We start from the raw sequence: 23,229 nt of genomic DNA, 5'->3' as shown, positions 1-23,229 counted from the left end.
CCGATGAATAAGAAACTCCTCGCGGCGAGCGTATTGGGCCTGGCGGTGCTGGTGCTGTATCCGGTGCTGATCCCCAATCCGTACTACATCCATTTGTTTGAAACGATTTTGATCTACGCGATCCTGCTGTTTGGGCTGGACATCGTGGTCGGCTACACGGGGCAGGTATCGCTGGGCCATGCGGGCCTGTTCGGCATCGGCTCCTACGCCACTGGCGTGATGGTGTTCAAGCTTGGCGCACCGTTCTGGATCGCGATCCCGGCCAGCGTGGCCGGCGCCGCGGTGTTCGGCGCCATCCTCGCGCTGCCGGCCTTGCGGGTCACCGGCCCTTACCTGGCGATGGTGACGCTGGCCTTCGGCACCATCATCCAGATCCTGATCAACGAGATGACCTTCCTTACCGAAGGCCCGATGGGCATCAAGATCGGCAAGCCCACCATCATCGGCCAGAAGCTCGGCGAAGTAGGCTACTACTACATGGTGGCGGCGCTGATGGTGGTGTCGCTGATCGTCGTGCACCGCATATTGAAATCGAACCTGGGCCGCGCCTTCGAGGCGCTGCGCGACAGCCCGATCGCCTCCGACTGCATGGGCGTTTCGGTATATCGCTACAAGGTCTACGCCTTCATCATCAGCGCCGGCTTTGCCGGCCTGGCCGGCAGCCTGTATGCGTATTCGGAAGAATACATCTCGCCCAACACCTACAACTTCGAGCTGACCATCCTGTTCCTGCTGGCGGTGATCATGGGCGGCCGCAAGACCCGTTCCGGTTCGCTGATCGGCGCGCTGATCGTGGTGATGCTGCCTAGCCTGTTGGCGGATATTGAGTTGTTCCGCAAGATCGCCACCGCCGCCGCCGTTCTGGGTGTGATCGGCGCGGCGTTCATGCTGGCGAAAAAACGTTCGACTCTGCGCGGCGTGATGGTGCCGCTGATCGCCACCATCGGCATGGCGGCGTTCTCGTACAAGCTCGAAAACATCGTCGACTGGCGCCTGACCGTGTTCGGTCTGATGACGCTGTTCGTGGTCTACTATCTGCAGGACGGCATCGTTGGTTTCCTGTTCAGCCTTGTGGGCAAAGGCACCGTGCACGCCAAAGGGGTTCAGGCCGGCGGCGCCGAGCCGTTCGCGCGCGCCAAGGGCGGCGCGGCCGGCGAGACGCTGCTCAGCGTCGACCAGATCCTGATGCAGTTCGGCGGCCTGAAGGCGCTCAACCAGGTCGACTTGAACGTGGTGCAGGGATCGGTGCACGGCCTGATCGGCCCTAACGGCTCCGGCAAGAGCACCATGATGAACGTACTGACCGGGATCTACAAACCCACCGCCGGCAAGGTGTCGTTTGCTGGCGCGGTGATTTCCGGCCGCACTCCGTCCGAGATCGCGCTGGGCGGCGTGGCGCGCACCTTCCAGAACGTGCAGCTGTTCGGCGAGATGACGGCGACCGAGAACGTATTGGTCGGCCTGCACAACACCTTCGAATCGAATGTGCTGGATGTGATGCTGCAAACGCCGCGCTACAAGCGCGAGGAGCGCGCCGCGCGCGAGCGGGCCGCCAGCATCCTGGAGTTCGTCGGCCTGACCGCGATGGCCGACGAGGAGGCGCGCAATCTCCCATACGGCAAACAGCGCCTGCTGGAGATAGGCCGCGCGCTGGGCCTCAGTCCGCGCCTGCTGCTGCTCGATGAACCGGCGGCCGGCCTGACCGCGCCGGACATCAAGGAACTGATGGCGATCATCCGCAAGATCCGCGACCACGGCATCACCATCATCCTGATCGAGCACCACATGGACGTGGTGATGGCCTTGTCCGACACGGTGACGGTGCTGGACTTCGGCCAGAAAATCGCCGAAGGCAAACCGGCCGCCGTGCAGAGCGATCCCAAGGTGATCGAGGCCTACCTGGGCGGCAGCGGCGAAGAACACGGTGGCACCAAAGCGCCTGCGGCGCATTAACGAGGACAGCACATGCTATCGATCACCAATCTGCAAGCGTCGTACGGCAAAGTCGAAGTCCTGCACGGCATCTCGCTGGAGGTCCCGAAGGGCAAGCTGGTTACGCTGATCGGCTCCAACGGCGCCGGCAAGACCACCACCATGCGCGCCATCTCCGGCATGATCAAGCCCAAGGGCGGCAAGGTCACGCTGGGCGGCAAGGACATCACCGGCGCCGATTCGCACATGATCGCGCGCGCCGGCCTGGCGCATTCGCCGGAAGGGCGGCGCGTGTTCGCCTCGATGACGGTCACGGACAACCTGCTGCTGGGCGCCTTCCCGCGCTTCACGCGTGCGCGGCCCAAGGGCGACATCAAGCGCGACCTGGAAAAGTCGCTGGAGCTGTTCCCGCGCCTGAAGGAACGCCAGCACCAGCTGGCCGGCACGCTGTCCGGCGGCGAGCAGCAAATGCTGGCGATGGCGCGCGCCGTCATGCTCAACCCGGAAGTGATCCTGCTCGACGAGCCGTCGATGGGCCTGGCGCCTATCCTGGTGGAAGAAGTATTCCGTATCATCCAGCGCCTTAAGTCCGAAGGCGTGACCATGCTGCTGGTGGAGCAGTTCGCGGCCGCCGCGCTGAACGTGGCCGACTATGGCTATGTGCTGGAAAATGGCACGATCTCGGTCCACGGCCCGGCGGAGAGCTTGAAAACCGACCCGAAAGTGATCGCGGCCTACCTCGGCGGCGGGCATTGATGAAAACCGTGCGCTTTCCATCGGGAGCCACCGTGCCGGTGCTGGGGCAGGGCACGTGGAACATGGGCGAGGAGTTCGTCCGCAGGAACGATGAAATCCGCGCCCTGCAACTGGGCCTGGACCTAGGCATGACGCTGATCGACACCGCCGAGATGTACGGCGAGGGCGGGGCGGAGGAAGTGGTGGGCGCCGCCATCGCCGGCCGCCGCGACGAGGTCTACCTGGTCAGCAAAGTCTATCCGCACAACGCCAGCTTCGAAGGCACGCAGGCCGCGTGCGAGCGCAGCCTGCGCCGCATGAATGTCGACTCCATCGATCTCTATCTGCTGCATTGGCAAGGCCATTACTCGCTTGACGAAACCGTCGCCGGCTTCGAGGCCCTCAAGATGGCCGGCAAAATCAAGTCCTACGGCGTCAGCAACTTTGACCTCGAAAGCATGCAGGACGCCGTCGGTTGCGGCGCCGTCGCCACTGACCAGGTGCTGTACAACCTGTGCAAGCGCGGCATCGAATTCGATCTGCTGCCGTGGTGCCGCCAGCAGGGCATGCCGCTGATGGCCTACTCGCCGCTGGAATCGCACGGCCGCGAACAGGCCGCGCTGCTGGACAACCCCGACCTGCGTGCCGTCGCCGATGGCTACGGCGTGACGCCGGCGCAGATCGCGCTGGCGTGGGTGCTGCATCAGGACGGCGTGATCGCCATCCCCAAGGCTACCGACCCGGTACACGTGCGCGCCAACCGCGCCGCGGCAGATATCAAACTCTCCCCGCAGGATCTGGCCGCGCTGGATCTGGCATTCCCTCCACCCCGTCGGGCCCGGGTGCTCGACATGCGTTAATCAGGATTTATGAAACACGAATTACTTTGCTTAAGCCTGCTGTTGGCCTGCGCCGGCGCTTGTGCCCAGGCAGCGCAGGAAGTCCCCGAAGCCGATGCCGAGACGCCGCAAGTGGTTGAAGTGGGCGGCGTAAAGAATCCCGAATTGAAGTCCTACAAGGTCATGCTGAAAGGCGTGGATGCATTCGAACAGCATCGCAAATACGCGCCGGCCGCACCGATGAAATTCAAGCTGGTGTCCGCCACGCCGGGCGCACAGGTGGATGGCGTGACGCTGCGCATCGCCGGCGACAATACCTCGGAAAACGTCCCCATCGCGGCGGACGGCACCTTCGTCCTGCCGCGCATCCAGGCGGCCATCGACGACAAGGCGGACCTGGTCACCAACAAGAAGAAAAGCCTGGTGCGCTGGCGTGGCGATATCCACACGCCCGGCGTGCCCGCCAACGCGCGCCGCCTGGGCGACCTGCGCATGGAATGCGAAATCGGCTGGGCCGTCAACCGGGAGGAGATACCCTTCCTGATTCGAAACGGGCTCTCGCTGGCTGGTGGCGCCTGCCACATCAAGAGCGTCCAGCTGCGCTATCAGGCGCCGCTGAACGCGACCAGTGTGACGCTGGTGTCCGGCGATCGCCGTCAACCGCTGCCGTTCATCCCCAAGTACAAAAACGTGTTCTCGCCGCCCGTGGCCGACACCAGCTGGGATGACGATGCGTTGATCGAATACGAAATCCCGGCTGCTCCCATGTGACAGGCCGTCGCTCTGCTACACTGCTGGACAGCCCAAACTGTCCAGCAAATTATGTTAAACCGAATCAAACAGCTGTTCTCTCCCCAAGACACCAGTCAGCACATTCTGATCAACGCCTACTGCACGGTTGCCGAGGTTCCCAAACCTGGCTTCCCGCATGTGCTCAATGCCCGGCGTGACCTGTCCGATCCCGAACTGCAGCCCCATCTCAACGGCTTCATGAACCACCTGGCGCAAGCCGGCGAAGGCCGCATGACGCAGGTCCGCTATCACGTGATCCGCCACATCCAGCGCGTGCGCCAGCATGTCAGCCTGTCCATCGAGGCTGGTGCAATGGACAGCTTCGCCGCTTGGGCGGAGGCCGCAAACGCCATCGTCTTCATGGCCGACGGCAGCGTGCGCGATCCGCAAGGACGCATCCTGCTGCCCGCCACCGGCGACGACGGCAATCCGCAAGCCGTGGTTCCATACCCGCCGCAGGCCTGGCAACGCAAGGCGCGCTCGGACGAGCTGCTAGCCGCCCGCAAGGTCGCGGTGCCGGCGACGCTGCCGCCGCTGGTGTCCGAGCCCGAGCTGCGCCTGCGCACGCCGGAGGATGTGCTGCGCAGGATGCTGGCGCTGTTCGTGACCGCGATCCGCGCGGAGTCGCTCGCGGGCGGCCGCGCCATCGCGGTCGACGATCTGAAACAACGCTTTCCACCAGCCTTTGCCGGCTTGACCGACGCGGAACGGGCTTTTCTCGCCCAGGAGACGCCCACGGAGCAGGAGACCACCCAGTTCCTGTGGCGTTATGAAGCCATCCTTGTGTTGCAATGGGTGCTTGGCATGCAGGAGGCGCTGCCGTTCGCCGACGCGATCTGCGACGTGGCCGCGATCTCGAGCACCGTCATCGAACGCGGCACCGAAGGCTTGCGCAAGCAGCTGGCCATGCGCCCGGCGGCGGAGATCCTGGATGCGCTGGATCTGCACTACCGCTTGCACTGGGCCACACGCCAGGCGATATTGAAGAAGACCGCCGCTCCCGCCGAATTGAATGACGGCGTGCTGCAAGAGCGTCACCATGCCTTGAACTGGCTGGTGCATTTCGAAGACCGTGACTGGGACGAAGTCGATACACCAACCTGACCTGCAAACATCTATGAGCCTGCAATCCGTTCGTGAGTTTTTCCTCGCCCGAGATCTTCATCTTCCCATCGTGGAGCTGGAGGTCAGCACCGCCACCGTGGCGTTGGCCGCCGAAGCGCATGGCGTCGAGCCGGGACGCATCGCCAAGACGCTGGCCTTCCGCGTCCGCGATGGCCGCGTGATTCTGCTGGTCGCCAGCGGCGTCGCGCGCATCGACAATCGCAAATTCCGCGAGGCCTTCGGCAAGGGCAAGATGCTGCCGGCCGAAGAGGTGGTCGAGGCCACCGGCCATCCGGTCGGCGGCGTTTGTCCCTTCGGCCTGGCGCAGGCGCTGCCGGTGTATGTCGACGAATCGCTGCGTCAGTTCGATGAAGTGCTGCCGGCCGCAGGTTCGGTCAATAGCGTGGTGCGGATGGCGCCGGACGTGCTGGTGACGATCACACAAGGACAATGGGTGGACGTATGCTGATCAAACGGAAGTTGGCGGTACTTGCAATGGCGGGCATTTCGGCGCAGGCGCTGGCGGCCGTCGAGCGTATCGAAATTAAAGAGCGCACCGCGTTTGCGCCCGGAGTGAGTTACGGCGAAGCCGGCGCCTATGAAAAGATACGCGGCATCGCCTATTTTGCATTGGACCCGAAGGCTCCCGCCAACGCGGCCATCGTCGATTTGAAGCTCGCCCCGCGCGACGCGCGCGGACGCGTGCTGTTCTCCAGCGAGTTCGTCTTGCTGCGGCCTGCGGGCGGCCAGCCATCCAGCCTGATTTACGACGTCAACAACCGGGGCGGCATTGCGATGCTGGGCCAGATCAACGGCCGTAGTCCGGCCAACAACGATCCGACCACCGTCGCCGACGCCGGTGACGGCTTCCTGATGCGCCACGGTTTCTCGATGCTGTTTTCCGCGTGGACCTGGGACGTGGCGCCGCCTGCGCCCGGCGCGCGGCCGCTGGTGTTTGCGCCGCCTGTCGCCAAAGGAGTCAGGGGCAGGGTACAGAACGAGTTCACGGTCAATGCGCCGGTGGACGTTGCCACCTACGCCGGCATGCGCGGCCTGACCTACGAACCGGCCACCCCCAACGATCCGCGCGCCCAGCTGACCATGCGCGCGCGTCCCGGCGACAAGCGCCGTCCCGTCCCGCGCAGCAGCTGGCACTTTGTCGCGCCGGAGCAGGCGGGTGGCCCTGGCCGCGTGCAGCTGGACGACGGCTTCAAGCCGGATACGATTTACGAACTGACCTACGTCGCGAAAGACCCATATGTGACCGGCGCAGGCCTGGCCGGCATCCGCGATCTGCTGGCCTACTTCCGCGACCAGCCGTTTGAAGGCGCGCCTGTGCCGAAGAGCGTACTGATGTTCGGCATCAGCCAATCCGGCCGCGTGATCGGCCGCATGCTGCACGATGGTTTGAATGTGGACGAATCCGGCCAGCTGGTGTTCAGCGGCGCCTATCTCCATGTGCCGGGCGCCGGCGGCTCGGCGGGCTTCAACAGCCGCTTCGTGCAGCCTACGCGCCATCCGTCGATGCTGGAGGAGCACGACTATCCGGCGGACGCGTTCCCGTTCACCACCGCGCCGTCGCGCGACCCCGTCAGCGGCCAGACCGCGTCCTATCTCGATCACGCGCGCGACAAGCAGGGCAAGCTGCCCAAGCTCCTGATCTCCAATACTTCGACGGAGTTCTGGAATCGCGGCGCCTCGCTGATCGCCACCACGCCGGACGGCATGCAGGACGTGGCCCCGGCGGACAACGTGCGCATCTACGGCTTCATGGGCGCGCAGCATTACGTGGGCCGCTCGCGCACGCGGGCGCCGTTCACCGCATGCGTGTCAACTAGCGACCATTACCTGCCGATGCGCGCCCTGGTCCTGGCGCTGGACGACTGGACCAGCAAAGGCAAGCAACCTCCGGCCAGCGCCTATCCGCAACTGGCGGACCGCACGCTGACCACGGTGGCCGATTACCGCGCCACTTTCCCGAAAGGACTGGGCCTGACGCCGCCGGAGCAGAATCTGCGCGAGCCGCGCCTGGACTTCGGCAAAAAGTTCGGCAAGCAGGGCATAGCGGACAAGGTCCCGCCCAAACTCGGCGACGAGTATGAAACCCGTGTGCCCGTGCCGGACGCGGACGGCAACGACAAGGGAGGCGTGCGGCTGGTCGAGGTGCAGGCGCCGCTCGGCACGCACACCGGCTGGAACCTGCGCGCGCCGGAGACCGGGTTTGCCTGGGCCACGTCGCGCTTCGACGGCAGCTTTGTTCCGTTCGCCCGCACCGAGGCCGAACGGGCCGCCAGCGGCGATCCGCGTCCGAGCCTGGAGGCGCGCTATCCAACTCGCGACGATTTTATCGCCACCGTGCGCGCCGCCGCGGAGCGCCAGATCGCCGCAGGCCTGCTGCTGCCCGAGGATATGGACCGCACGCTGTCCGGCAACACCGGCCTGTATGACCGCATCATGCAGCACGATCCCGCCGACAAGGGCTGCGCCTATCTGTTCGCCGCGCCGTAACGGCTTGCGCGTCAAGCGCCGCCGTTTGGCCCCGTGAGCTTTGCCACCTGCTCCTTCAGCTGCTTGATCTGGGCGAGCAGGGGCGCTGTCATGCCGGTGATTTCCTGCTCCGTGTAGCGCGGTGTGATGTGCTGCGGGCAGTTCCAGTCGTAGCCTTCCACGGTGATGATGAAGGCGCGCTCGATGCGGGCCTTGTAGCCCGGCATACGCAACAGTTCCATCAACTCCGGGTCGTCCGCCGCTTCCACGGTGCGCGTGCGGCCGACGATTTTCATCCGCACCTGTCTCGCATAGTCGACCAGTATCATCGAGATGCGGTCATCCACCTTCAGGTTGCCGACGCTGAGGTACTGCAGATTGCCACGAAAATCCGCGAAGGCCAGGGTCTTCGCGTCGAGCACGCGCAGGAAGCCTTTCGGTCCGCCGCGATGCTGCACATAAGGCCAGCCGGTTTCGCTGACGGTGGCCTGGTAAAAGTGATCCATCTCCTCGATGAAGGCGGCCTCCCTTACTCCCAGGCTGTCCTGCCGGTCTTCCGCCTGATCGAGAAACGCATAGCGGGCGCGGCTCCCCATGCTGCTTTGAACCTCACGCACCGCCGGCGTGAAGGTGATATCGGAATAGGCGCGCCCCATGATGTGCTCCTCGATCAGTGTGAAATCAGGCTGCGATTTTCAGGTCGACTTTAGGGAAGTCGATCTCCACGCGGCTGGCTTTGCCCAGGATGTTGGTCAGGAAGTTCATGCCCACGTGGGTGATGATCTCGACGATGTCCGACTCGCTGTAGCCCGCGCTGCGTATGGCCGCCAGCTCGATGGCGCTCACTGCACCCTTGTTCTCCATCAGGCTTTGCGCGAACTGCACGGCGACGGCGGCTTGCGCGTCCGCGCTGGTGCCGCTGCGGGCGGCCGTCATTTCTTCGCCACTCAAACCGGTCTTGCGGCCGATCGCGGTGTGGGCGGAGACGCAGTATTCGCAGCTGTTCTGCTGCGCCAGCGCCAGCGCGATGCGTTCGCGGGTCAACGCGTCGAGCGTGCCGCCGTTGGCCACGCCGTGCAGGCCGAGGAAGGCGCGCAGCGCTACCGGCGAGTTGGCGAACACTTTCAGGAAGTTGGGCACCATGCCGAGCTGGCCCTGGATGGCGTCCAGCAGGGCTTTTTGTTCGGCGTTGGCGGTGGCGGTTTCGATGGTGGCAATGCGGTTCATGGTCAATTCCTTAAGGTTGGGTTGTTTGTTCAGCGAACACTTGTAGTTTCATCGATGTGCGGGATAATGAGAATCCGTTAAATTCGCAATAAACTATTTCTAATTCAGGAATAATATGGACAAGCTTTCCGCCATGACGATCTTTGTGGCAGTCGTCGATGAAGGCGGCTTTGCCGCCGCCGCCCGCAAGCTGAAGATCTCGCCGCCGGTGGTCACGCGCGCCGTCACGGAGCTGGAGGAGGGCATGGGCGTGCGCCTGCTGCTGCGCACCACGCGCGTGGTGCGGCTGACCGAAACCGGCGCGCGCTACGCCGCCGATTGCCGCCGCATCCTGGCCGACGTGGCTGAAACCGAAACCTCGGCCGCCGGCGCGCACGGTGCGCCGCGCGGGCGGCTGGTGATCACGGCGTCGGTGATGTTCGGTGCGATGTATGTCACACCCATCGTCACCGAGTACCTGCGGCGCTACCCGGAAACCGATGTCGAATGCCGCTTCCTCGACCGCGTGGTCAACATGATGGACGAGGGCGTGGACGCCGCGATCCGCATCGGCGCCTTGCCCGATTCCAGCTACCAGGCGGTGCGCGTGGGGCAGGTAAGGCAGGTGGTGTGCGCGGCGCCGGCCTACCTGGCCGCGCGTGGCGTTCCCGCTACGCCGCAGGAGCTGGCCGGGCATGACCTGATCGCCGCCACCGCCGTCACGGCGACCAACGACTGGCGCTTTGAGTACGACGGCAAGCCGCAATCGGTGAAGGTGCATCCGCGCCTGAGCAGCACCAGCAACGACGCCGCCTTGCGCGCGACGCTGGACGGCTTCGGCATCACCCGCGTGCTGTCCTATATGGCCGCGCCTTACCTGGCCGACGGCCGTTTGAGCGCGATCCTGTCCCCCTATGAAGCGGCGGCGGTGCCGGTCAGCGTGGTGCACCATGAGGGCCGGCATTCGTCCCGCAAGCTGCGCGCCTTCCTCGATCTGGCGATTGCCACGCTGCGTGGGGACGGCGCGCTTCGATAGAAAAATTGTATACAAAATTCGTTGACAATGTATCCGACGAGGCGCAATATCGTTATCAATTAAACGCGTCGGTCACGAGCTGTTGCGTTGCTAGGCATCATTTCTACGCACGGTTAAGGGCAGCCCGTGTGGGTAGTAGTTGCAAAGTAACGCCCAATAAAAAAGACAGACGGAGACGCGTTTATGAATCACTTGTTATTTCAGGTCGAGGATCGACCACCCCTGCTCACGACCATACTGCTGGCGGCCCAGCACATGCTTGCCGCATTGGGCGGCATCATCGCCGTGCCGCTGGTGGTGGGTGCCGCGCTCAAACTACCGGCGGACCAGATCATCACCCTGATCAACGCCGCCTTGCTCGGTTCCGGCATCGTCACGATTATTCAATGCAAGGGCGTAGGCCCAGTCGGCATCAGGCTTCCTTGCGTGATGGGCACCAGCTTCGCCTTCGTCGGCGCGGCCATCAGCATCGGTCTCGAACACGGCGTTCCGGCGATACTGGGCTCGTCCCTGGCCGCTTCGGTGGTGATGATAGTGGGCAGCTGCTTCATGCCCAAGATCCGCAAGCTGTTCCCGCACGCCGTTACCGGCGTGGTGGTGACGATGATCGGCCTGTCGCTGGTGCCGGTGGCGGTGGACTGGGCGGCGGGCGGCTTTGCGCCGGGTGCGGTTTATGGCGCGCCGCTCAATCTGGGCATCGCGGCATTCGTGCTGGTCACGGTCATCATGCTGGTCCAATTCGGCAAGGGGATTGTATCCGCCGCTGCCGTGGTGATCGGCATGTTCATCGGCTACCTGCTGTGCGTTTCGCTGGGCATGATCGACTTTACGCAGGTTCAGAATGCGCCGATCTTTGCGCTGCCGCAGCCGCTCCATTACGGCATGACCTTCCCGGTGGCCGGCATCGTCGCCATGGCGATCGCCTACCTGGTGACGATGGTGGAAACCACCGGCACCTTCATGGCGCTGGGCGCGGCCACCAACACCAAGATGCGCGGCAAGACGCTGGCGCGTGGCATCCTGTGCGATGGTGTCGGTTCGGCTTTCGCCGCGCTGATGTCCAGCCCTCCGGTATCGACCTTTGCGCAGAACGTCGGCGTGGTGTCGTTGACGGGTGTGGCCAGCCGCCACGTGGTGGCGCTGACCGGCGTGATGCTGTTGTTGGCCGGCCTGTTCCCGGTACTGGGCGCGGTGGTGGTGACGATTCCGCAACCGGTGCTGGGCGGTGCTGGACTGATGATGTTCGCGATGATCATCTCCGCCGGCGTGCAGCTGTTGAGCCATGTGGAGCACACCAAGCGTAACGGCGTGATCATGGCGGTGGCCATCGGCTGTGGCCTGGCGGTGACGGTGCGGCCGGAACTGCTGTCCAAGCTGCCGGCCTTCGTCAAGGAAGTCTTCGGCTCGGGCATCACGGTTGGCGCGCTGGTCGCGGTGGTCCTGAACCTGGTGCTGCCTGAACGTCCGGTAGAATTGACGGACGACGATGAAGAAGAGGACGTACCGCAGGCTTTTTTAACCTCCGAGCGTGAAGCAGCTTAAAATACGCTCGATATCAACCTAACTGTTTCCGCAGTGCCCGCGCATTGTTTCCGCAGTGTTTAACCATCATAGAAATTATGACTAAAACCCTACTGATCAAAAATGCGCGCGTGCTGGTAACGATGGACGACGAGCGCCGTGAAATTGTCGACGGCGCCGTCTACATCCGGGACAACGTGATCGAACAAGTCGGCCGCAGCGCCGACCTGCCGCAACAGGCCGACGAGATCATCGACGCGGCCAACCACGTGGTGATGCCCGGCCTGGTCAACACCCACCACCATATGTACCAAAGCCTGACGCGCGTGATTCCCGCCGCGCAGAACGGTGAACTGTTTAACTGGTTGACCAACCTCTATCCGATCTGGGCCAACCTGACGCCGGAGATGGTCAACGTATCGACGCTGGCGGCGATGTCGGAACTGATTATGTCCGGCTGCACCACCAGCAGCGACCACCTGTACATCTATCCCAACGGTTGCAAGCTCGATGACAGCATCGAGGCGGCCGGCAAGATCGGCATGCGCTTCCACGCCGCGCGCGGCTCGATGAGCGTGGGCCAGTCCAAGGGCGGCCTGCCGCCGGACCGCGTGGTGGAGGAGGAGGGCGCGATCCTCAAGGATACGCAACGCCTGATCGAAACCTATCACGATGCCGGCCGCTACGCGATGCAGCGCATCGTGGTTGCGCCATGCTCGCCGTTCTCGGTCTCGTGCGATCTGATGAAAGAGTCCGCGGCGATGGCGCGCAGTTTCGGCGTATCGCTGCACACGCACCTGGCTGAAAACGCGAACGACATCGCCTACAGCCGCGAAAAATTCAATATGACGCCCGCCGAATACGCCGAGGATTGCGGCTGGGTGGGCCACGACGTCTGGCACGCGCACTGCGTGCAGCTGGACGATGACGGCATCTACATGTTCGGTCGTACCGGCACCGGCATCGCGCACTGTCCTTGTTCGAATATGCGGCTGGCGTCGGGCATTGCGCCGATACGCAAGATGCTCGACAGCGGCGTTTCGGTGGGCCTGGGTGTCGACGGTTGCGCCTCCAACGATTCCGGCCACATGATGGGCGAAGTGCGGCAGGCGATGCTGCTGCAGCGCGTGGGCTTCGGCCCGGATGCGATGACGGCGCGGCAGGCGCTGGAAGTTGCCACGCTGGGCGGCGCCAAGGTGCTGAACCGCGATGACATCGGCGCGCTCAAGCCGGGCATGGCGGCGGACATCGTGATGTTCAAGCTCGATACGATAGGCTTCGCCGGCGCGCTGCACGATCCAGTCGCTGCGCTGGTGTTCTGCACGCCGCCGAATGTCTCGTACAGCATCATCAACGGCAAGGTAGTGGTGCGCGAGGGTGTGCTGTGCACGATCGATTTGCCGGTGGTGATCGAGCGCCACAACGCGCTGGCGCATCAATTGGCCTTGGCCGCTCGCTGATAACCGGTGATGGCCTGGTCCAGGGCCTGCTGCATATGCAGGTCGTGGGCTGCCTGGTCTTCCGGCGCAACGCCGGCGGTGGTGGGCACCTGTCCTTCGCTGCGCTGGCGCCATTCGTCTAGCGCTTGCTCCAGATAGGCGTCTTCGTTGCCGAACCATTCCAGCGTGATGCGCTCGCCGAGCGTGCGGATGCGCAGTTGCTGGCGTTGCTGCTGCCAGCTGCTGATGCGGTTCAGGTCTTGCGACGCCGCGTCGTTTGATGTGAAGCGCTGGGCTGCCAGCAGTTCGTCATGCGCGGTCAGGTAGTTTTGATAGCGGACGGCGATCTGGATTGCTTCGCCGGCCGCGTTGGTGGGCAGTGTGCGGCGCAGGTGGGCCTCAAGCGCTTGCAGCCTGCCGGCTACACTGCGGTTGAGCAGAAAACCATCCATCAACTGATGCAGCGCGAAGTCGGGGATGAGTTCCTGTTTGTCGGTGAGCGATAGTTCTGTCGTGGAGTCGATGGCGTTGCGGCCCGGTGCGGCCAGCGGAAGGTTCGCCGCGCGGGGCGGGAAGGCCGGAACCGCGCGGGCCACGGCCTTGGCTGCGGCATCGCCTTCGACCGGCCTTCGGTCGGGCGCGGGCACGGGCGCGGACGCGGACGTGGCCTGCCATGCCCACATCGTGAGCAGTGCGGCCGCAGCCAGCGCCGTGAATACCGCCGCCACCTTCATCAATACGTCGGCCAGCCGCCGCTGAAGGTCAGGTCGTTGATGAACAGGACGCCGTTGTAGTTGTTCTGGCTATCCAGTTCATGCCGCACCATCACCCCGTTGGTCACCGATTCGCCGCCTGGCGCGATGAAGCGTCCGCCGCCGGCATCGAGCGTGGTGCCGCCACCGTTGAGCATGTCGACGCCGTTCTTGTCCAGATACGGCCCGGTCACGCTGGTCGAGCGGCCATACGAGATGTGGTAGGTGCTGTTGGCGCCGGCGCAGCACTTGCCCTTGGAGACGAACAGGTAGTAATACGAGCCGTTCGACATGATGAACGAGTTCTCGATGCCGGTGCTGTCGGCGGCCAGGTGGTACCAGCTGCCGGTCGGCTTGAGGGTGTTCACATCGACCCGCGTGGTATAGATGCCGGTCCAGAAGGAGCCGAACGACAGCCAAGGCTGGCCCGCCTTATCGACGAAGAAGTTGGGATCGATGGCGTTGTAGTTGTTGCCCGGCGCGGACGTCAGCACCGCGCCTTTGTCGGTCCAGTTGCCTGTTGCGATACTGGTCGCGGTGGCCAGGCCGATGGCCGATTTCTGCGAGCCGAACGTGGACACCGCGTAGTACAGGATCGCCTTGCCGTTCCAGACGTGGATGTCCGGCGCCCAGACGGTCTTGGAGTTGTTGTTGTATTGGTTCCACCACGACAGGCCGCCGCCGAAGATGCTCACCCCTTGGGTCCAGGCGTGGCCGTCCGGCGAGTACTTCACGCCGATGCCGGTATCGCTGGTTTCGGTGATCCACCAGGTGCTGTTTTCCTTGTAGGCGCTGGGGTCGTGCGTGATGAGGGAGCCGGTGAGCGTCCAGGTGGCGGCATGTGCGCCTGCTGCGCAGAAGGCGATAGCTGTCGCCGCCGCCCATCGCTTGAGTAGCTGTTGATTCATTTGTCGTCTCGCTTTATAGGTTTTGTGTCTGCCGAATGCAGGAATTCATGCTGCGGCAGCTGCGAGGGCGCGTCTAATGAATTTTTGTGGCGTAGCGATACCGTGATTCGTATCGCTACATCAGCAGCGCGGAGATCAGATCCTTCTTGGCCGGGCTGGCGTTGACGTCGAAATTGAGCGCTGCTTCCACGTGGCTCAGATGATGCAGCATCAGCTCCGCCGCCTTGTCCGCATCGCCCGAGCGGGCCGCGGCCAGGAAGGCGCTGTGTTCGTCGGACGAGCAGGCGGCGTCGCGCTCGGATTGGTACAGCATGGTGATCAGCGAACTGCGGCCCACCAGCTCGCGCACGATTTCCTTCAGCACCTCGTTGCCCACCACGTCCGCCAGCAGCACGTGGAAGTCGCCTAGCAGCTGCTGCCGCATCTTCGACGGTACCTGCGACAGCGCGTTGCGCTCTTCCTTCAAATGCTTCTCCAGCATTTTGTAATCGGCCGCCTTGGCCTTGGCGGTGAACTCGCGCGCCAGCGCCGCTTCGATGATGCGGCGCGCCGCGAAGATCTCGCGCGACTCCCGTTCGCTGGGCTGGCTGACCACGGCGCCCTTGTCGGGGACCATGTTAATCAGCTTGTCCTTCGACAGTATCAGCAGCGCCGCGCGGATCTTGGTGCGGCTGACCGAGTACAAACGGCACAACGCTTCTTCCCGCAGCTTGGTCCCGGGCGGCAGCTTGCGCGCCGCGATGGCTTCGGCGAGGTTGTTGGCGATATCGTTGGCGCTGTCGGCGGGGAGTGTGGTGGACATGAGGTGGCTATGGATCTCGTAGTGTCGTTTTTTCGCCCCATCATACATGGGCTGTCGGGGATTGACTATGTGGCAGTATTCACTGCGTAATCCTATTACATATGTGTCGCACGGAAATTATGTGGAAGCGATTCCCGTGGGTGAATGTAAAAACTTTAGTGAATTCCGCTTGTTGTTTACTGTAGTTCTGCTACATTTTATCTGGGCTGCAGCATTTCCCAAAATACAAAATATAACGACACGGAGATAAAAATGATGAAAACCTTACTGGCCGCCGGCCTGCTGGGCGGTTGCGCCCTCGCGCCTGCGCACGCCGCCTTCAACCCCGCCGACACGTCGGTGCAGATGTTCCGCTGGAAGTGGAACGACATCGCCAAGGAGTGCACCAACTGGCTCGGCCCGCAGGGCTTTGGCGCGGTGCAGGTATCGCCGCCGCAGGCCTCGGCCAGTCTGGGCGCGTGGTGGGATGTGTATCAGCCGGTGAACTTCGCCTCGCTGAAGAGCAATATGGGCACCGAGGCCGAGTTCCAGACCATGATCAACACCTGCCACACCGCCAAGGTGCGCGTGTATGCGGACGTGGTGGTCAACCACCTGGCGGCCGGTTCCGGCACCGCCACCGACGGCTCGACGTGGAATTCGACGACGCTGGCCTATCCCTTCTTCAGCGCCAGCGATTTCCATCCCGCCTGCGACATCGCCGGCGGCGACTACGGCTCGCCGGGCAACCGCTACAACGTGATGTTCTGCCGACTGAGCGGCCTGCCGGACCTGAAGACCGACGGCGCTTACGTGCAGGGCCAGGTCAAGACCTACCTGACCAAGTTGATCAACATGGGCGTGGACGGCGTGCGCTTCGACGCCGCCAAGCATATGCAGCCCGCCGATCTTCAGGCGATCATGGGCGGCGTCACGCACACCACCACGGCCGGCGAGGCGCTGTGGATCACGCAGGAGGTGATCCCGGATAGTAACGTGGCGCGCTCCGACTACTACAGCGTTGGCACGCTGAACGAATTCCAGTACACCTTCGCCATCAAGGCCATGTTCCGCAACGAGAACGGCGCCAGCCTGTCGCAGGTGCGCGCCATCATGGGCACGCCGGGCAACTGGGGCGGCACCTGGGGCTTTGTGCCAAGCGACAAGGCGACCGTCTTCGTCAACAACTGGGATACGGAGCGCAACGGCAGCTCGCTGGTGGCGAGTAACTACGTCTCCGGCGCCACCAACGACACGCAGGGCACCAAGCGCTACGACCTTGCGAACATCTTCATGCTGGCCTGGCCGTATGGTTCGGCGCAGCTGCACTCGGGCTTCCGCTTTACCAATTTCGACCAGGCCCCGCCGAGCGCCAGCCCGTTCGATGCCAGCGGCAACCCGCTGATCAACCAGCAGTGGGACTTTATCCACCGCTGGGGCGATATCTCCAACATGGTCGCCTTCCGCGCGGCGACGTCGGGGCAGGGCGTGGACTACTTCACCAACGGCACCGCCAACCAGATTGCTTTCGGACGCGGCGCCAAGGGCTTCGTGGCGATCAACAATGAGTACGCGGCCTGGAACGCCTCGCTGCAAACGCTGCTGCCCGCCGGGACGTACTGCAACGTGGTGCACGGCCAGTTGAATGCCGCCGGCACGGCCTGCACCAGCGACAGCGTCACCGTCGGCAGCAACGGCGTGATCAGCGTGAGCATTCCGGCCAACGGGGGCGCGACGGTGCCTGCGGTGGCGCTGCATATCAACCAGAAGATCGGCGGCGGTGGCGGCGGCACGTGCACCACGGTGCCGGTGACCTTCCGCGTGGCGAACGCCAATACGGTGGTGGGGCAGAACGTGTACGTGGTGGGTAATCGCGCGGAACTGGGCAACTGGGTGCAGGGCGCCAGCAATCAGCTGAACATCGAAGGCAGCGGCGCCAACGTGCCGTGGTCGCGCACCTTCCAGCTGCCGCCGTCGACGGCGATCCAGTACAAGTTCATGAAGTACGGCGTGAGCACCGTGTGGGAGAGTAACCAGTCCACCGCCAGCGGCAATCGCGAAGCGACCACGCCGGCTTGCGGCGGATCGATCACGCTCGACGCGGGCAGCTTCAAGTTTTAATGCACGCTGGCTGGGACAGCCTTTTCCTGCTGGACGAGGATGAAGGGGCTGACGACCACCGCCCACAGTTGGGCGTTGGTCTCCAGCCAGTTCGCAGCCTGCTCGTCGCTGACTTTGGCGAGCAGGCCGGCGTTCATCCACTGGCCGATGTGGGCCTTGTCGTCGTGGGAGATGCGCACGGCCACATCGACCAGGTCTAGCGAATTGGCGATCCACACCACATTGCCGGCGGCGAAATGCTTGAGCAGTTCGGTCCATGGCAGGCGCGCGGTCTCGCGGTTCACTTTGAGGCGCAGGTCGGTGTCGTTTTCAGGTTTGGTTTGCATGATTCAGATAATTTCGATGATCGGTACGGGGCTACCCCGCCATGTTAACCGATACACCGCACCTTTGCGAACATTGCCCACCAGCGCAGGGCGGAAGCAGGCCAGGTTGGTGCCGCCGTCGAGCCGCACGCTCGGGTAGATGATGCCCAGCGAGCCGCCATCCAGCAGGCGCTCGGCCAGGATCTGCGATTCGATGTAGCTGTCCGGCGCCAGGCAGCCCAGGTAGCGCGCCTGGCCGCGCAGGTCGTGGAAGGGCGCGGTGAAATCGGCCAGCATGGTCTGGTATTGGACGCTGTCGTCGAAGCGGTTGATCTCGGCGTATTCGACGGCCTTGTGGAAGCTGACTTCGGCCAGCGCGGTTTCGACGTCGAAGGCGCAGTACCATGCGCCGCGTTCGCCGCCGTTGAAGCGGCTGCCCTCAGGGCGGGCGTAGGTAAAGGCGGCGTTCACGATGCGGAAGTTCGGCACGCCGAACACCAGTTCATCCATCGTGATGCCGGCGGCGCCGCCGTTCTGCGCTTGCAGGCGGGCGTTGGTGGCGTTATCCAGTTCGAACAGGTCGTGCAAGTCCTGCTCGTTGTCGGCCAGTGGCGACAGCACCGAGTCTTCGAGGTCGGCGAAGCGCGAGGGCAGCAAACGGCAGGTGTCGAACTGGCGCAGCGTGGTGAGGGGCGGAATCAGGCTGACCGGCACTTACAGTCCTCCGCGGCGCGCGTCCAGCAACTGGCGCACGATCTGCATGGCGGGCAGGCCGCCGGCCGCGATATAGGTCAGCGGTGTGCGGCCGCCGAAGATCAGGTTGGTGTTGGCAAGGCCCATCCATTCGTCGGCCAGTTTGTCGCCGTAGAGGATGTGCAGTCCTTTGTAGATGCCCAGCAGGTAGGAGATGCGCGTGATGCAGTCCACCTCCAGCGTGCGTTCCGGGTTCTTTTTCCACTCGTAGTAGGCGCTGCTGGAGATGCCTCCCAGCAGTTCGCGGGCGTCGTCGTCGCGCAGCTTCCAGGCGGCGGCCAGCTTGAAAAAGCCCTTGAGGGCGGCCTTGGACAACCGTTCGCGCTCGGACTTGGCGTTCAGGTCGACCAAGATGGTTGGCTCGAAGCGGCTGCGGGGGTAAGCGTAGGTAAGATTCATAAATCCTCCGTTGATGGACTAGTTATACTCCTTTTTAGGATGAATGGCAATCGAGGACCAACTGGATTAATATCACCTTGTCTACAAAACGGGGAGGGATGGCCATGAAATGGTTGAATGTGACGGTGGCGGGTGTAATGGCGTTGGCTGCGACCGCAGCGGGGGCGGCGCCGGCTTTCACGGGCGTGCAGGAGCAGGTGGCCAACGTTGAGCGGGCTTTTGCGGCGACCATGAAGGCGCGCGATCATGCTGCTTTCGTGGCTTTTCTTTCCGATGAGGCGGTGTTCAGCGGTGGCACGCAGTCCTTGCACGGGAAGCAGGCGGTGGCCGATGAGTGGAAGAAGTTCTTCGCCAAGCCGGGTGCGCCGTTTTCCTGGGAGCCGGATGAGGTCGAGGTGCTGGCTTCTGGCACGCTGGCCAAGACATCCGGCCCGGTGCATGGACCGGATGGCAAGCTGATCGCGCGATTCAGCTCGGTCTGGCGGCTGGAGGCGCCGAACACCTGGCGCATCGTGTTCGACGGTGGTATCGAGGTTTGCGGTGCCAAATGAAGAGTTGGTTGTGAGAATTTATTGTACGTCGCTTGTTAATGTTTGAATTAGTTGCTTGCGTTCAATTGCAAGAATATCTCCCGACTCCACCGCCTTTGAATACCAAATCTCCGCCAAATCCAAGGCCTTGTTCACGCCATTGCCGGTCTCATAGCGTAAAGCTAGGTCATATTGCGCTAAGGAAGAGCCTTTGTCGGCTGCTACCTTCAGTAATTCTATTCCGCTGGGCGTGGTCTCAGGTTTGCTCATCTGCAACTGCGCGATTGTATATATGGCAGTCAAATTTCCGGTTTTCGCAAGTTCAATAATTTTCTGCCAGTGTGGTCCATACGTTTGAGAACCAGTTTCGATCCAAAAATAAGTAACTGACTGCAACATGGGAACAGGCTTTCCGTTAACGGTTCCTGGAGCAAAACGGCACTTCTTAAGGGAGTTCTTGGCGGCCTCGTCCAAATCCGGGAATCCGGATGAAAACTGCATAGCAATTTCCGTTGCTTTGCCATCTGCGCCGACTTTCACGGCGAGTTGCAATGCACCTTCATCTTCATTTCTAAGCGAGAAAGTAGGCCATTCCGGTTTGTTACACTTTGCGCTAAGTTCAGGACGAACCATTGACTGCTTCACCGCATCTATAGAATTTTGTGAAAATGAGTAGTTGCATTGAATTGCTAAAGCTATTGTTGCTACAAATGATTTTTTAATTTTAGTCGACAAGTGAAAGGATTTTTTCATGGACGTAATATTGGGTTTAAAAGTGACTAGTTGGTAACGTCGTAACGTCGGGGGCAGTTCCGGCAACGTGCCATTTGGCGGGTTGTCGGAACTGCCCCCCCGATCGGGAACTGATCCCCGATCGTGTTAGACTTCGGGCGGGACTGGGTTTTCTTCAGCTGACCACGTTACAGCGGCAATCTTCCATCCAGCCTCGGTCCGGACGACTTGCCAGCTTTCCTTGCCCCAGGCGCTCTTGTAATCGCCAACCATGAATGTGTAATCAAACCAAACATGGGCAACGTGACCGTCCGTGTCGATGTGGACATTGGAGAAGCGTTCAGACTGCGGCATTTTCGCCTTGGCGATACCCTCGATGAATTTCCGGGGACTCCCTCCTGTCTGTACCCTGGTAGCTAGCGGCTCTTTTGGGTCTTTTCGACTGGCGTTGTACCGATCAACACTGGCGTCGGTATAGGCCACGGTCCATGTAACGTCCTCACGCACGAATAGTTCCATAAAACCAGCGGTGTCCTTTTTGTGTATGGCTTCCTGAAACTTTTCAATCAGTTTAGTAAGCTGCCGCTCGCTTGTGGCGGTGTTCTCTGCATAAGCTGGCTGATGTGCGGATAGGAGAAGACTGCAAGCAAGTGCGGTGGCAGAAAAAACTACTGTCATCGTTTCCCCTTGTAATTTAAGCCGAACAGTTCAGCATCCACTGCACGCCAAACTGGTCGGTCAATTTGCCGTAATAGTCGCCCCAAACCTGCGTGTCTAAAGGCGTGGTGACCCGACCCTTTTCCGCCAGTTTGTCGAACAGCTGTTTTGTCAGCTGCCGGTCGGTCATTTGCAAAATATGTGCGGACCCTCGCATCGGCTCCGCATCGTCATTGTCCGAGGCGAAGAACAAGACGCCCGGCCCCTCAAACTTTGCATGCATGATTTTGCCGCGCATGGCTTCATTGCGGACCGGCATGCCATCTACGCCAAATCGCAGCACGTCGGTGATCCGACCCAGCCCGCACCGGGTATAAAACTCCAGTGCTTGCTCGCAAGTCGTTGTAAAGAAGAGGTAATTGGATAATTGCATCTAACCATCCTGACAGATAGGCGGGGATGCTTAGAATATCATATTGTCAATATGCAAAGTGCGATGATTGGTTTATGCCGGCTCGGCGTGTTCCACCATCAGCTGCACCTTGGTGACGCCGTTGTATTCGTTGGCGTCGAGCCGGAAGGCGACCTTGGCGCGCTCGCCCAGCGAGTCGACGTGGCCGAACCAGATGGCGTCATAACGCGCGCCGTTCTTCTCCAGCAGCAGCTTGAGATGGCGTTCCTTCAAGATGCGCTGGCTCACCACGCGGAACTCGTCGCAGAACACCGGTGGCGCGAAGCCCTGGCCCCATACCTGGCCATCCATCAGCTCAATGAAAGCGGTGGTGTAGTAGGCGTCTTCCAGCGGGCCGTCGGTTTCGATCACGCGTTCCAGCTGCTGCTTGCTCAGCCATGCGCGGCCCACTTCCTCGAAGGCGGCGGCGAAGGCGTCGAAGGCGTCGGCGCGCAGCGTCAGGCCGGCCGCCATCGCGTGGCCGCCGAACTTGTCGATCAGCGTAGGCGCCTTCTTGTACACCAGGTCCAGCGCATCGCGCAGATGGAAGCCGGGGATGGATCGGCCGGAGCCCTTGATCCAGCCGTCGGCGCCGGGTGCGAAGGTGATGGTCGGACGGAAGAATTTTTCCTTCAGGCGCGAGGCGACGATGCCGATCACGCCCTGGTGCCACGATTCGTCGAACACGCAGATGGTGCTGCTGTTGGCCGGCTCGAACGCGTCCAGGTGCAGCAAGGCCGCATCCTGCATCTCGGCTTCGATCTCGCGGCGTTTCAGGTTGATGTCGTTGAGCTGCTGCGCCAGTTGCCATGCGCGGCCCTCGTCGTCGGTGATCAGGCATTCGATCCCCAGCGACATGTCCTCCAGCCGTCCGGCCGCGTTCAGGCGCGGGCCCAGCGCGAAACCGAGGTCGAAGGGATTGGCGGTGCGCGGCTCGCGCCCGGCCACGCGGAACAGCGCGGCCACGCCGGCGTGCATGCGGCCGGCGCGCATGCGCTTCAGGCCTTGCGCCACCAGGATGCGGTTGTTCGGATCGAGCCGCACCACGTCGGCCACGGTGCCCAGCGCGACCAGGTCGAGCAGGTTGTCCAGCTTGGGCTGGGTCTGGGCGTCGAACACGCCGCGCTTGCGCAGTTCCGCGCGCAAGGCCAGCAGCACGTAGAACACCACGCCGACGCCGGCGATATGCTTGCTCGGGAAGCCGCACTCCGGCTGGTTGGGGTTGACGATCACGCGCGCGGCCGGCAGCGTGTCGGCCGGCAGGTGGTGGTCGGTGACGACGACTTCGATGCCGCGCCGGTTGGCCTCGGCCACGCCGTCGATGCTGGCGATGCCGTTGTCGACGGTGATGATGATGTCCGGCTGCTTCTCGCGCGCCGTCAGCTCGACGATCTCCGGTGTCAGGCCGTAGCCGTACTCGAAGCGGTTAGGCACGATGAAATCGATGTTGGCGCCCATCGCGCGCATGCCGCGCAGCGCGACCGCGCAGGCGGTGGCGCCGTCGCAGTCGTAGTCGGCCACGATCACCATGCGCTTGCCGGCGGCGATGGAGTCGGCCAGGAACACGGCGGCGGCGCCGATGTGCAGCAGGCCCGAAGGCGGAATCATGGCCGCCAGTTCGCTCGACAGCTCCTTGACGTCGGTCAGGCCGCGCGAGGCGTACAGCCGCGCCAGCACTGGATGGATGCCGCCCTGGCGCAGCATTTCGGATTCACGGAACGGGCAGGGACGGGTGGCGATACGGGTCAT

Annotated in this window: 24 protein-coding genes; 12 read left to right on the top strand and 12 right to left on the bottom strand. The window is 62.8% G+C overall.

Annotated features, from left to right (window positions below; all coding sequences use genetic code 11):
- Positions 1 to 3 precede the first annotated feature (3 nt).
- The 7 genes from V6M89_RS25445 to V6M89_RS25415 are packed head-to-tail and all read left to right on the top strand — an operon-like array spanning position 4 to position 7,910.
- Positions 4 to 1,953, top strand: a complete 1,950-nt coding sequence (locus V6M89_RS25445; protein ID WP_332855824.1) for a branched-chain amino acid ABC transporter ATP-binding protein/permease — start codon at positions 4 to 6, stop codon at positions 1,951 to 1,953.
- Positions 1,954 to 1,965: 12 nt separating this feature from the next.
- The gene (locus V6M89_RS25440) at positions 1,966 to 2,688 is read left to right on the top strand and encodes an ABC transporter ATP-binding protein (RefSeq protein WP_332855823.1); all 723 of its coding nucleotides are present in this window, start codon (positions 1,966 to 1,968) and stop codon (positions 2,686 to 2,688) included.
- Entirely contained in the window at positions 2,688 to 3,527 is an 840-nt protein-coding gene (locus V6M89_RS25435) for an aldo/keto reductase (RefSeq protein ID WP_332855822.1), read from the top strand. Before V6M89_RS25440 ends, V6M89_RS25435 begins: the two co-directional genes overlap by 1 nt.
- 9 nt (positions 3,528 to 3,536) lie before the next feature.
- The gene (locus tag V6M89_RS25430) at positions 3,537 to 4,277 is read left to right on the top strand and encodes a hypothetical protein (protein ID WP_332855821.1); all 741 of its coding nucleotides are present in this window, start codon (positions 3,537 to 3,539) and stop codon (positions 4,275 to 4,277) included.
- Between the two features lie 51 nt (positions 4,278 to 4,328).
- Entirely contained in the window at positions 4,329 to 5,402 is a 1,074-nt protein-coding gene (locus V6M89_RS25425) for a DUF4272 domain-containing protein (protein WP_332855820.1), read from the top strand.
- A 13-nt stretch (positions 5,403 to 5,415) separates the two neighbouring features.
- Positions 5,416 to 5,871, top strand: coding sequence for a YbaK/EbsC family protein (locus tag V6M89_RS25420; protein WP_442882000.1), 456 nt, complete (start codon positions 5,416 to 5,418; stop codon positions 5,869 to 5,871).
- A complete protein-coding gene (locus V6M89_RS25415; protein ID WP_442881999.1) occupies positions 5,865 to 7,910 on the top strand; it encodes an alpha/beta hydrolase domain-containing protein in 2,046 nt (681 codons plus the stop codon). Before V6M89_RS25420 ends, V6M89_RS25415 begins: the two co-directional genes overlap by 7 nt.
- 11 nt (positions 7,911 to 7,921) lie before the next feature.
- On the opposite strand, the gene V6M89_RS25410 is transcribed toward V6M89_RS25415, so the two are convergent.
- Both V6M89_RS25410 and V6M89_RS25405 read right to left on the bottom strand, forming a co-directional pair.
- Positions 7,922 to 8,545 (bottom strand): pyridoxamine 5'-phosphate oxidase family protein, encoded by a 624-nt coding sequence (locus V6M89_RS25410; protein WP_332855819.1) that lies wholly within the window; start codon positions 8,543 to 8,545, stop codon positions 7,922 to 7,924.
- Between the two features lie 25 nt (positions 8,546 to 8,570).
- On the bottom strand, positions 8,571 to 9,116 hold the full coding sequence (locus tag V6M89_RS25405) for a carboxymuconolactone decarboxylase family protein (protein WP_332855818.1): 546 nt from the start codon (positions 9,114 to 9,116) through the stop codon (positions 8,571 to 8,573).
- A gap of 115 nt (positions 9,117 to 9,231) precedes the next feature.
- Between V6M89_RS25405 and V6M89_RS25400 the strand changes: the two genes are divergently transcribed.
- The 3 genes from V6M89_RS25400 (at position 9,232) to V6M89_RS25390 (ending at position 13,112) form a co-directional block, all read left to right on the top strand.
- Positions 9,232 to 10,131, top strand: coding sequence for a LysR family transcriptional regulator (locus V6M89_RS25400; protein ID WP_332855817.1), 900 nt, complete (start codon positions 9,232 to 9,234; stop codon positions 10,129 to 10,131).
- Between the two features lie 183 nt (positions 10,132 to 10,314).
- The gene (locus V6M89_RS25395; protein ID WP_332855816.1) at positions 10,315 to 11,673 is read left to right on the top strand and encodes a nucleobase:cation symporter-2 family protein; all 1,359 of its coding nucleotides are present in this window, start codon (positions 10,315 to 10,317) and stop codon (positions 11,671 to 11,673) included.
- A 77-nt stretch (positions 11,674 to 11,750) separates the two neighbouring features.
- Positions 11,751 to 13,112, top strand: coding sequence for an 8-oxoguanine deaminase (locus V6M89_RS25390; protein WP_332855815.1), 1,362 nt, complete (start codon positions 11,751 to 11,753; stop codon positions 13,110 to 13,112).
- Here the strand turns inward: V6M89_RS25390 and V6M89_RS25385 are convergent.
- The 3 genes from V6M89_RS25385 to V6M89_RS25375 form a co-directional block, all read right to left on the bottom strand.
- Positions 13,088 to 13,825, bottom strand: coding sequence for a hypothetical protein (locus V6M89_RS25385; RefSeq protein WP_332855814.1), 738 nt, complete (start codon positions 13,823 to 13,825; stop codon positions 13,088 to 13,090). The two genes, V6M89_RS25390 and V6M89_RS25385, sit on opposite strands and share 25 nt — an antisense overlap.
- Positions 13,825 to 14,751: a family 43 glycosylhydrolase gene (locus tag V6M89_RS25380; RefSeq protein WP_332855813.1), complete on the bottom strand. Its 927-nt coding sequence runs from the start codon at positions 14,749 to 14,751 to the stop codon at positions 13,825 to 13,827. The genes V6M89_RS25385 and V6M89_RS25380 overlap by 1 nt, the downstream gene beginning before the upstream one ends.
- Before the next feature lie 115 nt (positions 14,752 to 14,866).
- Entirely contained in the window at positions 14,867 to 15,553 is a 687-nt protein-coding gene (locus tag V6M89_RS25375) for a GntR family transcriptional regulator (protein ID WP_332855812.1), read from the bottom strand.
- Positions 15,554 to 15,805: 252 nt separating this feature from the next.
- Here V6M89_RS25375 and V6M89_RS25370 point away from each other — a divergent pair, with 252 nt between their 5' ends.
- Positions 15,806 to 17,653 carry a carbohydrate-binding module family 20 domain-containing protein gene (locus V6M89_RS25370; protein ID WP_332855811.1) on the top strand — a complete coding sequence of 616 codons (1,848 nt, stop codon included), beginning with the start codon at positions 15,806 to 15,808 and terminating at the stop codon, positions 17,651 to 17,653.
- Here V6M89_RS25370 and V6M89_RS25365 read toward each other — a convergent pair.
- The 3 genes from V6M89_RS25365 to V6M89_RS25355 are packed head-to-tail and all read right to left on the bottom strand — an operon-like array spanning position 17,650 to position 19,110.
- The gene (locus tag V6M89_RS25365; RefSeq protein WP_332855810.1) at positions 17,650 to 17,979 is read right to left on the bottom strand and encodes a DUF2288 domain-containing protein; all 330 of its coding nucleotides are present in this window, start codon (positions 17,977 to 17,979) and stop codon (positions 17,650 to 17,652) included. The two genes, V6M89_RS25370 and V6M89_RS25365, sit on opposite strands and share 4 nt — an antisense overlap.
- Before the next feature lie 3 nt (positions 17,980 to 17,982).
- Positions 17,983 to 18,672 (bottom strand): RES family NAD+ phosphorylase, encoded by a 690-nt coding sequence (locus V6M89_RS25360; RefSeq protein ID WP_332855809.1) that lies wholly within the window; start codon positions 18,670 to 18,672, stop codon positions 17,983 to 17,985.
- A complete protein-coding gene (locus V6M89_RS25355; protein ID WP_332855808.1) occupies positions 18,673 to 19,110 on the bottom strand; it encodes an antitoxin Xre/MbcA/ParS toxin-binding domain-containing protein in 438 nt (145 codons plus the stop codon).
- A gap of 104 nt (positions 19,111 to 19,214) precedes the next feature.
- On the opposite strand from V6M89_RS25355, the gene V6M89_RS25350 reads away from it, so the two are divergent.
- Positions 19,215 to 19,661, top strand: coding sequence for a YybH family protein (locus tag V6M89_RS25350; RefSeq protein WP_332855807.1), 447 nt, complete (start codon positions 19,215 to 19,217; stop codon positions 19,659 to 19,661).
- Positions 19,662 to 19,679: 18 nt separating this feature from the next.
- On the opposite strand, the gene V6M89_RS25345 is transcribed toward V6M89_RS25350, so the two are convergent.
- The 4 genes from V6M89_RS25345 to recJ all read right to left on the bottom strand — a co-directional run bounded on the left by V6M89_RS25345 (position 19,680) and on the right by recJ (position 23,229).
- Positions 19,680 to 20,393: a TonB family protein gene (locus V6M89_RS25345; protein WP_332855806.1), complete on the bottom strand. Its 714-nt coding sequence runs from the start codon at positions 20,391 to 20,393 to the stop codon at positions 19,680 to 19,682.
- 126 nt (positions 20,394 to 20,519) lie between these two features.
- On the bottom strand, positions 20,520 to 21,050 hold the full coding sequence (locus tag V6M89_RS25340; RefSeq protein ID WP_332855805.1) for a nuclear transport factor 2 family protein: 531 nt from the start codon (positions 21,048 to 21,050) through the stop codon (positions 20,520 to 20,522).
- A gap of 16 nt (positions 21,051 to 21,066) precedes the next feature.
- Positions 21,067 to 21,462: a VOC family protein gene (locus V6M89_RS25335; RefSeq protein ID WP_332855804.1), complete on the bottom strand. Its 396-nt coding sequence runs from the start codon at positions 21,460 to 21,462 to the stop codon at positions 21,067 to 21,069.
- A gap of 72 nt (positions 21,463 to 21,534) precedes the next feature.
- Positions 21,535 to 23,229: a single-stranded-DNA-specific exonuclease RecJ gene (recJ, locus tag V6M89_RS25330; protein WP_332855803.1), complete on the bottom strand. Its 1,695-nt coding sequence runs from the start codon at positions 23,227 to 23,229 to the stop codon at positions 21,535 to 21,537.

Source organism: Duganella sp. S19_KUP01_CR8, assembly GCF_036688705.1.
Lineage (GTDB): Bacteria > Pseudomonadota > Gammaproteobacteria > Burkholderiales > Burkholderiaceae_D > Rugamonas.
This window is presented reverse-complemented; position numbering and strand designations above follow the sequence as displayed.

What these genes read in the sequence shown, in the direction of transcription:
- V6M89_RS25445 (WP_332855824.1), top strand. Translation starts at nt 4, where the DNA reads ATGAATAAGAAACTCCTCGCGGCGAGCGTATTGGGCCTGGCGGTGCTG.
- V6M89_RS25440 (WP_332855823.1), top strand. Translation starts at nt 1,966, where the DNA reads ATGCTATCGATCACCAATCTGCAAGCGTCGTACGGCAAAGTCGAAGTC.
- V6M89_RS25435 (WP_332855822.1), top strand. Translation starts at nt 2,688, where the DNA reads ATGAAAACCGTGCGCTTTCCATCGGGAGCCACCGTGCCGGTGCTGGGG.
- V6M89_RS25430 (WP_332855821.1), top strand. Translation starts at nt 3,537, where the DNA reads ATGAAACACGAATTACTTTGCTTAAGCCTGCTGTTGGCCTGCGCCGGC.
- V6M89_RS25425 (WP_332855820.1), top strand. Translation starts at nt 4,329, where the DNA reads ATGTTAAACCGAATCAAACAGCTGTTCTCTCCCCAAGACACCAGTCAG.
- V6M89_RS25420 (WP_442882000.1), top strand. Translation starts at nt 5,416, where the DNA reads ATGAGCCTGCAATCCGTTCGTGAGTTTTTCCTCGCCCGAGATCTTCAT.
- V6M89_RS25415 (WP_442881999.1), top strand. Translation starts at nt 5,865, where the DNA reads ATGCTGATCAAACGGAAGTTGGCGGTACTTGCAATGGCGGGCATTTCG.
- V6M89_RS25410 (WP_332855819.1), bottom strand. Translation starts at nt 8,545, where the DNA reads ATGGGGCGCGCCTATTCCGATATCACCTTCACGCCGGCGGTGCGTGAG.
- V6M89_RS25405 (WP_332855818.1), bottom strand. Translation starts at nt 9,116, where the DNA reads ATGAACCGCATTGCCACCATCGAAACCGCCACCGCCAACGCCGAACAA.
- V6M89_RS25400 (WP_332855817.1), top strand. Translation starts at nt 9,232, where the DNA reads ATGGACAAGCTTTCCGCCATGACGATCTTTGTGGCAGTCGTCGATGAA.
- V6M89_RS25395 (WP_332855816.1), top strand. Translation starts at nt 10,315, where the DNA reads ATGAATCACTTGTTATTTCAGGTCGAGGATCGACCACCCCTGCTCACG.
- V6M89_RS25390 (WP_332855815.1), top strand. Translation starts at nt 11,751, where the DNA reads ATGACTAAAACCCTACTGATCAAAAATGCGCGCGTGCTGGTAACGATG.
- V6M89_RS25385 (WP_332855814.1), bottom strand. Translation starts at nt 13,825, where the DNA reads ATGAAGGTGGCGGCGGTATTCACGGCGCTGGCTGCGGCCGCACTGCTC.
- V6M89_RS25380 (WP_332855813.1), bottom strand. Translation starts at nt 14,751, where the DNA reads ATGAATCAACAGCTACTCAAGCGATGGGCGGCGGCGACAGCTATCGCC.
- V6M89_RS25375 (WP_332855812.1), bottom strand. Translation starts at nt 15,553, where the DNA reads ATGTCCACCACACTCCCCGCCGACAGCGCCAACGATATCGCCAACAAC.
- V6M89_RS25370 (WP_332855811.1), top strand. Translation starts at nt 15,806, where the DNA reads ATGATGAAAACCTTACTGGCCGCCGGCCTGCTGGGCGGTTGCGCCCTC.
- V6M89_RS25365 (WP_332855810.1), bottom strand. Translation starts at nt 17,979, where the DNA reads ATGCAAACCAAACCTGAAAACGACACCGACCTGCGCCTCAAAGTGAAC.
- V6M89_RS25355 (WP_332855808.1), bottom strand. Translation starts at nt 19,110, where the DNA reads ATGAATCTTACCTACGCTTACCCCCGCAGCCGCTTCGAGCCAACCATC.
- V6M89_RS25350 (WP_332855807.1), top strand. Translation starts at nt 19,215, where the DNA reads ATGAAATGGTTGAATGTGACGGTGGCGGGTGTAATGGCGTTGGCTGCG.
- V6M89_RS25345 (WP_332855806.1), bottom strand. Translation starts at nt 20,393, where the DNA reads ATGAAAAAATCCTTTCACTTGTCGACTAAAATTAAAAAATCATTTGTA.
- V6M89_RS25340 (WP_332855805.1), bottom strand. Translation starts at nt 21,050, where the DNA reads ATGACAGTAGTTTTTTCTGCCACCGCACTTGCTTGCAGTCTTCTCCTA.
- V6M89_RS25335 (WP_332855804.1), bottom strand. Translation starts at nt 21,462, where the DNA reads ATGCAATTATCCAATTACCTCTTCTTTACAACGACTTGCGAGCAAGCA.
- recJ (WP_332855803.1), bottom strand. Translation starts at nt 23,229, where the DNA reads ATGACCCGTATCGCCACCCGTCCCTGCCCGTTCCGTGAATCCGAAATG.